Raw genomic sequence first — 13,959 nt, 5'->3', positions numbered from 1 at the left:
ATTGATTGAAAATTAATATGTTATTAAAAACGTCAATGGTAGCGGAGTCGAAGGATAAGTAAGAGCTTCGACTCCGCTCAGCCTGACACAAAATGTTGATTGGAGACAACCTTTTCTTTACCATACTGTGTAAGAGCCTTGTGTGAAGAGATAGCTTCACTGCGTTCGCCTAGTTTATCACCGCCTAGTTTGTCACTGCGAGGAACGTGGCAGTCTCTTTTATAACCTGTTTGAAGGGATTGTAGGATAGCCTTGCATGAAGAGATAGCTTCACTACGTTCGCGATGACAAAGCGATGGTTTATTTGTTATCCTGAGCGGAGTCGTTTGTCATCTTGAGCGGAGTCGTTTGTCATCCTGAGGTCTAATATATTTCATATAAATCAATATGAAATGACGTTTTTTATAAAACTCAATAACTCTGATAATCAGATTTTTATAAAAAAAGTCAATGGTAGCGAAGTCGAAGGAAAGAAAAGGCTTCGACTCCGCTCAGCCTGACACAAAATGTTGATTGGAGACACTTCAACTCTGCTCCCTGACACAAAATGGTGATTTGACAACCTTATCCTAATTGTATATATGCATCAATATATTCAAGAACGTACAATCCTTATACCCTATACTTTCTACTTTCTACTTTCTACTTTCTGCTCTGTACTCAGTACTCTGTACTCAGTACTTTCTACTTTCAAAAACCACCCAACCAACTAACCACCTAACCAACTAACAAACTAACCCACCACCCTTTCCCTTACCTTCACAGCCGGGGCACCCTGATAAATGCTATAAGCTTCTAAATCGTGATGCGCTACAGAAGCCATACTCAAAACGGCATGACTTTTACAGGTAACACCGGGGCAAACTATAGCTCTGGCACCAATCCATACACCATCTTCTAGGATGATAGGCTGGGTCAGTAAATCAAAATTTTTGCTTTTATAATCATGATTACCAGTCATCAACATAGCGCCTTGAGAAACGCAACAATTCGCTCCAATATACACATCATCCAAGTTTTCAATAAAGCATTCGGCCAACCAAGAATGGTTTCCTAAAGTTAATTTCCAAGGGAACTTAATATGGATATAAGGTTTAATACGAACATCTTTTCCTATTTTAGCTCCAAAAAGTCTTAATAAAGCCACTAAAACAACACTAAAAGGGATAAGACCCGATCTAAAAAACAAGGAACTACAAAAATACCAAAGGACTTGTTTAAGCAGAGAAGCTCCATGGTCAAACTTACCTGTATCAAATTTTTTTCTAAGTTGTACTTTCTCCAACATGTGCTTTACTGTTATGGACATTCTTGGTGTTCATCCAAAAATACATCCCTATAAAAATAATGATATAGCATATCCAGTTGAAAACATCGTGATGGTCTATCTGCATACCAGCAACTTTCTTAGCGTAAAAAGCTACTACAAATAACCTCAACATATTAAACAAGGAAAATAGCAAAATACTACTCAGGATAAACAGTATCCTGTTTTTGATGCGCTTATCAGGCACTGCAATACCAAAAGCAATCAATAAACTGATGATACCATAACCCAAACAGCTATAAACAATTTTAACCCCACCATACCCAATCAAGAGCATCGCAGTAGCATTACTAATACTTTTAATACCCCATAGGGAAGCAATCACTTGCGAGCCTGAGATCAAAAAATACCTATACCAGGCAATAAAGTTTAGATGCTGATCAGCAAAAGCCCAATATAAACCTCCCGGAGCGCAGATACCTATCCAAAACTCGAAAAAATAGTCTAAAGCAAAATAAAGCAGCAGCAGACTCCATACAAATTTTACTAGTTTTTGATTAATGTCCATCTTGTTGTTTCTTAAGCTCATAGATTTTAGCATCAATCAAAAATCTAAACCAAAAACATTGTAAAAAATGAAATATCAAGCCCTCTTTGCCATCCAAAAAACCTAACCTTAAAAAATACCTGATAAAGAAATATACGAAAGGCCTTACAAATAATGGGAAGCGCTCATATAAATTTTTCATGTACCTTCTTCTTGCTATAGGATTATCATGTTGTAAAGAGCCTTTAATAACAGCACCATGCTGTGGCGGATGAAACTGTTCAAAAGCTTCTAAATTAGACCATTTATCGTGTCTTAAAGTAAAAGTACTTAGAGATTCGGTAATTAAATCAATGATATCCCCTTTAAGCTTTTGCGTTTTACCTTCCACTTTAAAATGTTGGTCGTAGAGTTTTTCTTCACATAAACCCTTATCCTTCCTAAACAGCACTGCATGATAGGTAGGGTAGTGTCCGCCATATTTAATCCATTTGTTCATGAAAATGGTTTTCCTACTCGCCAAAAAACCATGGATATCATCGGCAATAGGCTTGCTAAATAAAGCGCTAACCTCTGTTCTAAATTCTTCTGTTAACCGATGGTCCGCATCCATATTCAAAACCCATTGGGTTTTAATAGGTAAGTGCTGAATGGCCCAGTTTCGTTGTTGACTATAATTTTCAAAAGGATGCTGAACAACCTGTACAGGATAATTTTCTAAGATAGACAAAGTAGCATCGGTAGAACCAGAATCCACAACAAATATTTCCTCTGCAAAGTTCAAAGCGCTCTCCATACAAGCTTTAATATTCTTTTCCTCGTTAAAGGTTAAGATGATGATACTGATAGGAACTGGATAATCAAGCATAATTTACTTAAGTAGCGAAGTTATTTGAGGTAAATATTGTATAAACCAGAGAGGTAATTCTTCTTTATTGACAGCATAAGTGATTTTATGATATTGAAGAGATAATAAAAGTTTATGATCTATTTCAGAACTATCTATAATAATAAGCTCATCCATAAGAGAAAAGTACTTATCTAACTTTTCTAGATTTCCTGTAAAATTAGCATCAATCGTACTTTTATTCACATAATGACCTCCTTCAGAAACTCTGTCTGTCACTCTAAGTTGTGAAAGATTTTGATTTTTTAAGCCAAGAAAAATCATGTGTATTTGATAACCTTCATTTTTAAAACGTTTAGGAATATCCCAAGTAGCATCATTTGTAAAGTGCCCTTCATAAACGAAGTCGGTTTTATGGGTAATGGCTTTTTAAATGGCATCATCAAATGAATTTATAACAAAATCTCTAGCAATATTTCGAGCTTCTTTCGGAGATTTAGTAAATTTTGGGAATAGTTCTTTTAGCTTTTGTGTGAATATTAAATCTCCGTCAAATATAATATGATGATCTGTAATTTCTTTTGGTAAATATGCAGGACCGACGGTAGATTTACCTGCTCCATTAGATCCTGTAATGATGTAAAGATGGGGCATTAAATGCTTAAGCCTAATTTTTTCCTTAATGTTTCAGCCTCATGAAGTGAAAGCTCTTTAATCACCTTTAAAGTTTTACCATCTGAAGAAAGAGAAACTAATTTGATACTATGGTTTGGATATTCTAAATAGGATTGTTTATCTGGAAGTTCTGGGGAATTAATCATAAATGGTTTGCCAGAATTGAGTTTCTGCTCTCTATGCTTTCTTACCGCTTGATTACCAATTTTTACTAATGAAATGATGCTATTCATGGTCGAAATTATTTTTAAAAATACAAAAATAAATTCTTAATTTCAGTATTTAAATAGATAAATCCATATACATCGCCTGATAATGTTTCAAGATATTTCTTTCTTTAAAGTCGTTTCTAATGGTGTATTGCAATCTTTCAGGCTGCATTTTTTTGTTTAAGATATCTTGATAAGCTTTTTGTAAGCTGGTCTTTAAATCAGCAGCTTCTCTCTTACAAACCCATCCTAAGTTTTTTTCTTTGACATAATCACTTAAGCCCACATTTTCTGTAATCGCCACAGGTGTTCCCGTATATAAACTTTCAATCACCACATTGGCGAAGTTCTCATCATAAGAAGGCAAAATGAAAACATCATGCGCTGCCATTAAATCAAATTTCTCATCCCCATACACAGGCCCTAACCAATGGATACGCTTAGTCAATTCCTTCCCACGAATTCCGTCTTCACTCACAATTTCCTGCCGCTCTCCACCCAGTCTTCCGTCTTCGGACCTCGGACCTCGGTCTTCGGTCTTTGGTCCTCGGTCTCCAGTCTTTGGCCCTCCGTCTCCTTCCAACTTCAACCTTTCCACATATCCCACTTCACCTTCTCCAACAATACTTAATTCCCAGGCAAAATCTAGCGTTTTCAAAACTTTAAACAACAGCTCAAGCCCTTTTTTTTCTTCGATACGAGATAAGAATATCAATTTTAGAACGCCGTCATTTTTTTCCTTTTTAATGAAGCTTTTCTCCCAGGGGAGGTTCACAAAATTTGGAATATTAAAAATAGTCTTGGGTTTTAATAAAGCTTGCGTATCTATGGCTTCTTTAGCGCTGGTGGTATGAAAATAACAGGCATTTAACAAATGTTTCCCCAATAATTGATGAAATACCTTTTTCAATAAACTTTTATCTTTTTCAAAAGAGTATAAGCTGAGGGTGCCTCTTGGGCTTAAAACTACCTTCACGCCTCTACATAAAGCAATCAAGCAAGCAGGCATGCTAACCAAATTCCACCAGGCATGAATATGCACCACATCAAATTGCTTAACAGTTTTCCATAAATGCCATAAAAGGGCAGGAGAGAGGTGACTATGATCTTTGGTGATGCGTTTAAAATAGGTAACCTCAACACCATCTACCATTTTAGTTTCCCCATTCTGGTAGGGTAGTTCCTCTTTCCCATTAGCTAAAGTAGTATATACAGAAACTATCATTTTGTCCGGCTGAGCAGAGTCGAAGCCCTCATTTTCTAAAAACGTTTCGCTATCACTCCCCAGTCCACGGTCCGCGGTCTTCGGACTTATAGTTCTCGGTTGCAAGTTGTCAGTGGTGAGTTCTGAGTTATCAGTTGCCAGACTGCGATCCGCGGTCTTCGGACTTATAGTTCTCGGTTGCAAGTTGTCAGTGGTGTGCTCTGAGTTATGAGTCGTCAGACTGCGGTCTTCGGTCTTCGGACTTATAGTCATCAAATTTACATCTATACCACGATTATCCCGCGGTCTTCCGTCCCCGGTCTTCTGATTCCCAACATCTTCTCTCCGGCTTTCAGCCTTCAGCCTTTCGCTTTCCGCTTTCAGCCTTTCGCTTTCAGCCTGAACTTCCTCACACAACTTCGCTACAGACATCACCGGTCCACCGTAAACGTATGCTGGTTTATAGGATGCTGTAATATGGAGGATTTTCATGGATGATTAGGTAATACTCTCTAAAATATTAGACCACATAGTAGCATAACTCCATTTACCCAACACTTCTTTATTCTTGAGTGATTTTAGAGAAGGATTTATATGGAATGACGCTTCAATAGCAGTTTTTAATTCCTCAGGATGACCAAAAGTATAAGTAAATCCATTCAGGTTATGTTCAATCAAATCTTTGGCTGCACCCACTTTATCAGAGCAAACTACGGTACATCCGCCTGCCAATGCTTCCTGTACTGATACCCCCCAGGGTTCATCTTGAGCTGCATGAATAAAGGTGTCACTCAATTGATAATAAGCAGGAAGCTCAATATAATTAACATAGCCAGTAAAAATAATAGTTAAGTGAGGGTATGATTTAGCGAAATTCTCAAGCTTTTCTCTTTCTTCCCCATCACCTATAAGAATTAAGCAATATCTTGAATTGTTAAGTAGAGCAAAAGCTTTCAATATATCCCAAGGGCTTTCTCTTTTCATAAACTTTGCTACAGATAAGATTACCTTTTTATCTTGTATTTGATGTTTTGCTATCAATTCATTTTTCAATGGATGAGACCTTCCAAATAAATCGTTGTCTGTACAATAAGAGAAAGTATGTATTTTGCTCAAAGGCACACCCATTTTTAATAAATAAGCTTCACTTACTTTGCCTGTAATAAATAGCTTATCGTATTGATGGTAGATAGGTCTCAATAAGAGTTGTCTCAAGATAATTTGCCACCATTTCAAATTAAACAAAACGGTATCTAGCTTTAGCGCAGTCTTTATTCCTTTCTTTTTGCAAAGCTCATAAAATCCCTGATATTGATTTTTATAACCATTAATAATGACCAAATCAAAATCTAATTTTTCTAGATAATTTTCAAAAGATGTTAAGGCATGCCTTGCATCTAAAAAATAAAAGGGATAACCCTCGTATAAATCAAAGCCCCAACTGATTTCTTTTTTTAACTCTCTATCGTAGTGAAGTTTATCCTGATTTTTTAAATAAAATACGATAAGCTTGTTTTCAATATCATGTTGATGAACCCATTGATAAAAAGGAACTTCAAACTGCGTTGGATGATTAACAATGAAAGCAATTTTCATGATTTAAGAAAGCAAAGGTTTAAAGAAATTGTAAATTCGTTGGTCATAATCTTCCCAGCGCATACTTTGTGCCTGTTGTCTAACTTGTTTGATTAGCCCTAATCGCTCTTCATCGTTTAAAGCTACAAAATGTGATATGCAAGCTAATAAACTATTTTCATCTAAAGCCTCCATAAGATAACCATTCTTTTGATGATGAATCATTTCTCCAGCACCCACATAAGGGGATAAAATGTTGGGTATTCCTAAAGCCATGGTTTCTGGAACTACCATACCAAAAGAGTCAAACCTACTAGGTAAAATATGTAAATCAATATTTTCTTGTTTCAAATAAGAGGCTAAGTTTTGTTGCGATAATGGCCCTGTAAAAATGACATCTTTTAGGTTTATTCCTCGTTGTTTTGTAAACGCTTCTACCCATGTCTTACTAATCCTCCCTATAAGGTAAAGTCTTTTATGAGGATGTTCTAATTTTTCAAAAGCAGAAAGTAAAATATCCAAACCTTTTCTTTTTTCGGTATTTGCTATACAAGCTATGTTTAAATTATTTTTGTGGTTAATAGAGGCTTCCCCAACAGATTCTTTAAAATCTGTACCTAACCAAATGGCTTGATGTTTTACAGCACTCGTTTTATTTAAATAGGTCTTTTTGGCAAATTCCGAGCAATTAATACCATAGTCTATAAACTGCCTCTCTAAAGTTTTTATTTTTTTGCCATAAGCCTTTTCTGTAATTCCAGCTTCTTCAGCAGCTTCATGGCTGATAGAAGGAAAATCCATAATGACCGTAATATTCCAACGCTTAGCAAATTTAGCTAATGGCCAGGCGGCAGTTTCCGTAAGTACCAAGATGCAGTTTTTACGCTTTCTGTAAACCATAGGTAATAAAAACCAAGCAAAAAGCACCTGCCATTGGTAGCGTGGGGTATGCCCTTTGTTAATACCCAAAATTTGATACAATTTAAGATGCAACAACAATAGCAGCTCAAAGTATGGATAGTGATGAACTTTAACACTTTTTACAATGGGTTTTACCCTTTTTTTAAAGAAAGATAAATTTGAAAAGAGGCTATCTTTTTTTAGTAGAAACCAACTATATAAACTGATACGAGCATCAGGGAAGTATCTTGCTAAAGCATTGGCCGTTCTGTAAGTGTGTTGAACACCAGGATGGATGAAGATGATATGTTTAGGTGTTTTGTTCAATTTTTGTAGTTTCAGGTTCTCTGGCATGGCTTAGTAAGATTAAACCCATTGCCAAGAATATAGCACCGTAGATATTAAATACAATTGAACAATACAAGCTGATAATTAAAAATAGATAGACTTTAAAGCCGACACTAAAGTTCAATTTTTTAATTAATACAAATAGTAATATAAATCTTAATAATAGAAGTAGATAACCTCCTTCAATAACTGTTCTGAAAAGCTCACCTTCATAAAAGATGCTAGCAGCTTGCGGTGATTGACCAAATAAAATATTTGCACCCTGATAAGTTGAACCTAAACCTATTCCAGTTAAACCATATTCATATTTTCCATCAAATGCTTCATAAATATCTTCTGTTAAACGACTCTCTCCTTCCTCACTACTATTCTCAAATCTTAGCATAAAATTATCATAACTTCTTTCCACCCGGTCATAAATATCAATAGGGTCTCCAAACAGAGTATTAGCAAACAAAAAAATAACGCCAGCGATAAAAGTATTGAATATAGCTTTGCTATTAAAAAAAGACTTTGTTTCAAATAAAAAGAACATGATAATGGTTAAGCCAACAAAACCAACAGTACCTCTTGATCCACTCAATAAGGAGCCATAAAATACGCTAATGAGGATGAGAAAATTATACTTGGGGTAAATTTCTTTTTTTATCAAATAAAAGCTAGCAAATAAAGCTAAGAATATAAAGGCGCCATAGCCAGCAATGTAGCTAAAGGTTCCGGTAACTCTTACAGCATCTCCCACTAATGCTGCACCAGCTGTAGACTCTTCATCTACAGCATACCTATTGATGAAGCCATCGCCAGGAGAGCTATACTGTATACTACCGATAATAATTTGTATAGCAAATAAAATTAATGAAGTAGAAATGAATTTTTCGCTTAAAAAGAATTCTTTGTTTTTTTGATAGGCCCATAAAATGCCAAAAAAAAGAAGATGAACCATTATTCCGAATAAACCATGATATAGGGTATGATTCAGAGGATTAACGGCAAAAATGATTAAGAGAAATATATAAATATTAAATATTCCCTTTGAAGATTGCTCATGTTTATAATCTGGCTTAATAAAAATAAGTAGTGTAGGTATCAATAAGATTAAACCTACAAAAATATTATTCAAAGCAGAAGGCAAGCCTAGCCATTTTCTCAAAGCTCCAGATAAGGTAGTGATAATCAGCAAAAGGAGTAATCCTTTATTGAAATCTAGTTTAAACAATTTTCTATCAATTTATAATACCGATCTATAACCACTCTCTGTGAATAATTTCTTAAATGTTGCTCATAGGATGATTCAAAAGTATAATGATACTCTTGATAATTTTCTATCTCATTTATCATTTTTTGCACCAAATCAGTTTTGTTGTCAGAATCAAAAGCAATACCTAAACCTCCACAAGCTTCAGTTAAACCTCCTTTATTACTATAAACGGGTATACAGCCACAGGCAATAACCTCTAAGGCAACTACACCAAAAGGCTCTTGCCATATAGAAGGTATAACAGCTATTTGGTATTCATTCAATTTAGCTGCGAGTTTATCGCCCTTTAAAATACCTGTGAAAGAGACCTTATCCTGTAAATCGTGTTTATTTACCAAAGCTAAAAGCTTAGGTTTATCTGGCCCATCACCAACAATCGTTAAAGTAGCGTCAGGATGTTCAACTATGAGCTTTGCAAAAGCTTCTATAAGAATATCGCAGCCTTTATCTGAAACTAAGCGTCCAACAAAAATGAAACTTTTATCTTTCCTTTGTAGGTGTTGGTTATAGAATGTTTTATCATCATAAGGATTCCAAACAACATGTCCTTTTTTAGGTAAGGTACTATTTACAAAATGTGAACAAGAAATATTAATAGCCAATCTGCTTAAATTTCTTTTTAGCCATTCCAATGGTTTTAATGTACCATCCCTACTAAAATAAGTAAGATGATGGATAACCATCCATTTTTTAGGAAAAAGTAATAAAGGCCAAATTCCTTTTAAGCTTACGTTATGATGTATAAATAAATCACATTTTTTATAAGCACTCCAGAATTCTAATGCAGTTGGTTTCCTTAATAGGGTGTAATCAGCTTTTAGTTCTTGATGGTTATTTAAATCCGTTGTGGTAATGATATAAACTTCATATCCTTTTTTACATAAGCCTTCTGCCAGAATTTGTGCTACGGTTTCTAAACCTCCAGTTTTAGGATAGTAGGAGGCGCAGTAAAAAAGAATCCTCACGCTAAGTTTTTGTTAATGAGAAAGATATTAGCAGCTCCATAAAAACATTCAAGATTTGTACTATACTTTTTTATGGGTACTAAGCCATGTTTTAAAATATTGTAAAATTCAAAGTCTTTGTTTAATAATTCCCAGAAATCGAATAAAAACTGTTTAGTGATAATAGAGGCTGCACCTATCTCAATCTGTATCGCATGTATTGCTCTTTTTTCTAGCATATTTTTGCAGCCTTCAAGCACATGTAATTCAAAGCCTTCTACGTCAATTTTTATAAGGTCAATATGATGTATATTATTTTTAATACAATATTCATCTATCGTAGTAATTTGTATTTCTTGTTGTTGCGTAGATATATTATGAATGCTTTGAATATGAGGAACCTCCGTAGATAGACTAGAACTAGCTGAACCATCAAAGCTAAAATATAAGTTTGCCAAACCATTAAAATTTGATGCGCCTAGTTGATTTAGGATGATGTTTGGAGTGTTTTTAAACTCTGTTATTAAGAATTGATAACATGCTAATGAGGGTTCAAATAAATGAATTTGAAAATCTTTATGATGTTTAAATAAGAGCTTTTGCAACATCTTACTGTATTTGCCATAATTAGCACCAACGTCAAATACCATCAACTCATTTTTTGTTTTGGCACTTTCTAAGAAAAATTCTAAAGCACCTTTTTCTCCAGTTTCTTCAGGTCCATATTGTGTTACACTAGTCTTATTAAGTAAGTGAAATGTTAATTTTTGAAGTTTTATTAATAATGGATAAAACCTAGGTCTCGATAAAATATTTATAAGGATGTTTTTCATTTTCTCAAATAATCTTTTATGATGTTTATAGCGCCAATTCTACCAGCTTTTTTATCTTCATGGGTTACGCTTTTGCTAAAAAAAAATACAATAATCAGTTCTAAATATAACCTTAAAAGGGTTAAACCTAAACTTATCTGCCTAAATACAAGCTTTCTATGTTTAGCTAACAATTTGGTTCTATTTTCATAAAATCTAATCACTCTTTTAGACGTTAGCTGTGGGCTGCCTCCTCCTTTATGAAAAATAGCAATATCATCACAAATAGCTATTTGCCATCCCTTTCTATTCATCCTCATACTAAAATCATGGTCGGCATCCAAAAAATCAAAACTTTCATCAAAGCCACCAATAGCTTCAAAAGCTTTTTTCCTAATGGCTATACCACAGGAGTAAAGGGTGATATACTTGCTTCTTTTTGGAAATAATTTCCTAAAGCTTCTTTCTAATTGTTGCCCTAGTACCAAACTCCAAACATCTGGTTCTGGTCCACCTCTTCCAGTAGATTTTCCATGCTCATCTACCAAATGAAAGCCTAATATTCCTAAACCTTTTTGTTCTTCAAACATCTGAGGAATTAAGGCAACATCACTCATTAAATAGGCATCAGAATCCAGTAATAAGCAAATGGGTTGTGTAGCTTCAGCAAAGGCTTTATTTACACTTTTAACATAACCTAAATTATTTTCATTTCTAACGAGCTTTACCAAGTCGTGTTCTTGGATATATGTGGGAGCGCCTTGTGTCGAGCAATCATCTACCACAAGAATCTCTTGAATCACTTGTGAAGGGTCCGCATGCTCTACAGAACGGATACATCTTTCTGTAAGCTCCCAGGTATTATAGTTGGTAATCAATAAGGAAATCATGAGGTAGCTAAGATTTGTTCTATTTTTTCTTGGATAAAATGGCTATGGTTTGCCTGACTATGCTCTTCATACCATAACTGTATGTTTTTACTGAGGGTTACATCATCACATAAGGGATGATCCAAACTATATTTACTTAAATAATGTTTTCCATCTATAAAATCTTGGATGATGTGATCAGAAAAGTCCGTGTTGTAGGTAACCAAACCATAAGCTGCATAAGCCGCAAATATACCCGATTTCTCTATCAAAGATGGAGGGTAGTCTATCAAAGCCCAAGTATGTTTACAGAATTCTTGAGCAATTTCTAAAGCACTTAATTTTCCCAAAATGCGTTTGTAGCAGCTCAACTGTTGCATAGCTAAACTTGCATCTCCAGGCCCTATGTCCACAATCTCCTGAATATTTCTACTTCTAATAAAAGCATTTAGTTCTTCAGTGTTTTCATAAACTTTTTTTCTTCTGTTTAAGGTGCCAAAAACAATAGCACTTTTACCTCTTTGATTAAATACAATTGATTCTGATGGTTCCGGTATATTGGCATAAATAGCCTTTTTATAAAGATTTGGATGCTGATGCTTAGCTAAAATTTTTCTTACTCTTTCATTGCTGCAAAATGCTATATCTGCAATATTGAGTAAGCTCTTATAAATATATTGCTGTAAGGGCTTGGTCCAAAATACCAATTGCCAAGGCTTATAAGAACTCGCATTCAGTTCATGGAAAAAAATGCAAAGTTTATATCCTTTTATTTTAAGTTGTTCTAGTTCTTTTAAAAGTTTAAAGGGTAAGCCTTTACGTTGATAGGCGAAGTTTACATAGTTTAAAAAAACACAATCTATATCATATTTAATTAGAATGTCTGTCAAAACATGCCATGAAGAGAAATACACATAAGGAGAAACCTCAACAGGCTCTCGTTGCGCTAAACCAGCATAAATAACATGAAATCTTTTTTCAAGGTAGCTTCCTAAAATAGCACTGTAATCTCCCAAGCCATTTATAGCAGATGGGTATTGTGGAGAGATAATTAAAATCGATTTATTAACCAAAGTATTTCTTTAGCAGTTTTTTGAATACTAAATAATTGTGCAACCCTAAAACTTTTTGTAACCATATTGAACGTTTAGAACCAATAAATGAAAACTTAGATTTATATTCATTTTTAACTTTGTTTTTAATAAATAAACCATTGATTTTATCATCAAAGAAAATGTGATAATTTAAAGTATACCTATAAATGATAGATTCAATCAAATTATTATTTTTTGGATAAAAGGTCTTAATTACTTTTTCATAAGATTCGGTACATTTTAGACTTGATATCGTTGATTTAAAGTCTCTTCTGTGGCTTAAGGATTGTATATTACCTCTTCTGTAAAAAGAATAACAATTTGGTGTGTAAATCAATTCATTAGCAAATGGAATGATTCTATTCATAAATTCACCATCATCCCCTAAAGTAATTGTTTCATCCCAACCTGTGGATTTGTCTATGATTTTTTTAGGAATTAAATAACTATGTATAGGCATCATTCTATCGAAATAATTGTTTAACTCATACAAATAGTCACATGAAATAAATTGTTTTTTGAAATATTTATTTTGATTATTAATATTTTCTAAGTCTTCTAAAGCTTCAAAATAGCACCAATCTCCAAATGCAATGCTATCAAGCTTGTAGTTAATAGCTTCAACTTGTTTTGAAATCTTATTTGCTGAAATTATATCATCTGCATCTAAATATTGAATTAACTCCCCTTTTGCGTAACTCAGTCCTATATTACGGGATACTGATGCCCCTAAGTTTTCTTTATTTTTTTTATATAAAATATTTAAATGCTTGAATTTTTTTAAAGAAGGCAGTTTTAATACGGAGTTATCATCTATAATAATGATCTCAATATTTTTATATACTTGATTTTCTAAAGAGAATAGGGTGTCTTCAATTACGTTTTCATTATTGTAATAGGGTATTATAACGCTAACTAAGATATTTTTACTCATTTATTGAAATAGTCTATTGTAGTCCATCTTATAGTTTAAGTTACTCGGTCGAATTTTCTTTTTAACAGCTGGATTACCTACAAATAAACAATAAGGTTCTACAGGTCTATTCAAAAGACTACTTGCGCCTAATGCACTGCCTTTTGACATTTTAGCATTTCCTATTAAGGTCGCATTATAGCCAATAAAAACATAATCATCTATTTCAATTTTTTTTTGCCTACCAACACAATTTTCTGAAAATAAGTCATGATCTGCTGTAATAATTTTTACTTGAGGACCTATTGATACATTATTACCTATAAATATAATTCCTCTATTATCTAAATGAGAGCCCTGATTGATGACTGAGAAGTCTCCTAAATAAAAATTACCTTTACAATTAAATTTACATCCAAGGTTAATAAACGATTTTTTACCTATTTGGAATTTCATAATCCTTCTATAATACCATAATCTAATAGTATGAGATGGAA

At 33.9% G+C, this 13,959-nt stretch carries 16 protein-coding genes; all 16 read right to left on the bottom strand.

The features are described 5' to 3' along the window. Nucleotides 1-733: 733 nt before the first annotated feature. Genes H510_RS0107575 through H510_RS0107495 form a run of 16 tightly spaced genes read right to left on the bottom strand, consistent with a single transcriptional unit; the run spans nucleotide 734 to nucleotide 13,918 of the window. Nucleotides 734-1,288, bottom strand: coding sequence for a WcaF family extracellular polysaccharide biosynthesis acetyltransferase (locus H510_RS0107575; RefSeq protein WP_081659227.1), 555 nt, complete (start codon nucleotides 1,286-1,288; stop codon nucleotides 734-736). Continuing rightward, entirely contained in the window at nucleotides 1,266-1,835 is a 570-nt protein-coding gene (locus H510_RS0107570; RefSeq protein WP_162143068.1) for an exosortase/archaeosortase family protein, read from the bottom strand. Before H510_RS0107570 ends, H510_RS0107575 begins: the two co-directional genes overlap by 23 nt. Next, nucleotides 1,825-2,682 (bottom strand): glycosyltransferase family 2 protein, encoded by an 858-nt coding sequence (locus tag H510_RS0107565; protein ID WP_036692239.1) that lies wholly within the window; start codon nucleotides 2,680-2,682, stop codon nucleotides 1,825-1,827. Before H510_RS0107565 ends, H510_RS0107570 begins: the two co-directional genes overlap by 11 nt. A 3-nt stretch (nucleotides 2,683-2,685) precedes the next feature. Continuing rightward, the gene (locus H510_RS20675; RefSeq protein WP_081659225.1) at nucleotides 2,686-3,084 is read right to left on the bottom strand and encodes a zeta toxin family protein; all 399 of its coding nucleotides are present in this window, start codon (nucleotides 3,082-3,084) and stop codon (nucleotides 2,686-2,688) included. Between the two features lie 6 nt (nucleotides 3,085-3,090). Beyond that, entirely contained in the window at nucleotides 3,091-3,315 is a 225-nt protein-coding gene (locus H510_RS20670; protein WP_026903768.1) for a hypothetical protein, read from the bottom strand. Next, nucleotides 3,315-3,569 (bottom strand): hypothetical protein, encoded by a 255-nt coding sequence (locus H510_RS0107545; RefSeq protein WP_026903767.1) that lies wholly within the window; start codon nucleotides 3,567-3,569, stop codon nucleotides 3,315-3,317. The genes H510_RS20670 and H510_RS0107545 overlap by 1 nt, the downstream gene beginning before the upstream one ends. A 49-nt stretch (nucleotides 3,570-3,618) precedes the next feature. Continuing rightward, entirely contained in the window at nucleotides 3,619-5,241 is a 1,623-nt protein-coding gene (locus H510_RS0107540; protein ID WP_026903766.1) for a glycosyltransferase, read from the bottom strand. A 6-nt stretch (nucleotides 5,242-5,247) separates the two neighbouring features. Then, entirely contained in the window at nucleotides 5,248-6,345 is a 1,098-nt protein-coding gene (locus H510_RS0107535) for a glycosyltransferase family 4 protein (RefSeq protein ID WP_026903765.1), read from the bottom strand. Nucleotides 6,346-6,348: 3 nt separating this feature from the next. After that, on the bottom strand, nucleotides 6,349-7,578 hold the full coding sequence (locus tag H510_RS0107530; protein ID WP_026903764.1) for a glycosyltransferase family 4 protein: 1,230 nt from the start codon (nucleotides 7,576-7,578) through the stop codon (nucleotides 6,349-6,351). Beyond that, nucleotides 7,535-8,788, bottom strand: a complete 1,254-nt coding sequence (locus tag H510_RS0107525; protein ID WP_026903763.1) for a hypothetical protein — start codon at nucleotides 8,786-8,788, stop codon at nucleotides 7,535-7,537. The genes H510_RS0107530 and H510_RS0107525 overlap by 44 nt, the downstream gene beginning before the upstream one ends. Then, entirely contained in the window at nucleotides 8,776-9,795 is a 1,020-nt protein-coding gene (locus tag H510_RS0107520) for a glycosyltransferase family 4 protein (protein WP_026903762.1), read from the bottom strand. The genes H510_RS0107525 and H510_RS0107520 overlap by 13 nt, the downstream gene beginning before the upstream one ends. Continuing rightward, on the bottom strand, nucleotides 9,792-10,607 hold the full coding sequence (locus tag H510_RS19550; RefSeq protein WP_051291106.1) for an FkbM family methyltransferase: 816 nt from the start codon (nucleotides 10,605-10,607) through the stop codon (nucleotides 9,792-9,794). Before H510_RS19550 ends, H510_RS0107520 begins: the two co-directional genes overlap by 4 nt. Then, the gene (locus tag H510_RS0107510) at nucleotides 10,604-11,476 is read right to left on the bottom strand and encodes a glycosyltransferase family 2 protein (RefSeq protein ID WP_026903761.1); all 873 of its coding nucleotides are present in this window, start codon (nucleotides 11,474-11,476) and stop codon (nucleotides 10,604-10,606) included. The genes H510_RS19550 and H510_RS0107510 overlap by 4 nt, the downstream gene beginning before the upstream one ends. Continuing rightward, nucleotides 11,473-12,528, bottom strand: coding sequence for a glycosyltransferase family protein (locus H510_RS0107505; protein ID WP_026903760.1), 1,056 nt, complete (start codon nucleotides 12,526-12,528; stop codon nucleotides 11,473-11,475). Before H510_RS0107505 ends, H510_RS0107510 begins: the two co-directional genes overlap by 4 nt. Next, complete coding sequence (locus H510_RS19545) at nucleotides 12,521-13,483, bottom strand: glycosyltransferase family 2 protein (protein WP_026903759.1); 963 nt, start codon at nucleotides 13,481-13,483, stop codon at nucleotides 12,521-12,523. Before H510_RS19545 ends, H510_RS0107505 begins: the two co-directional genes overlap by 8 nt. Further along, nucleotides 13,484-13,918, bottom strand: coding sequence for an acyltransferase (locus H510_RS0107495; RefSeq protein ID WP_051291105.1), 435 nt, complete (start codon nucleotides 13,916-13,918; stop codon nucleotides 13,484-13,486). Nucleotides 13,919-13,959 lie beyond the last annotated feature (41 nt).

Origin of the sequence: Pedobacter glucosidilyticus DSM 23534, from assembly GCF_000425145.1 — a bacterium.
GTDB lineage: Bacteria > Bacteroidota > Bacteroidia > Sphingobacteriales > Sphingobacteriaceae > Pseudopedobacter > Pseudopedobacter glucosidilyticus.
Note: the sequence above shows the minus strand (reverse complement) of the source record. Positions and strands in the feature narration are given on the sequence as shown.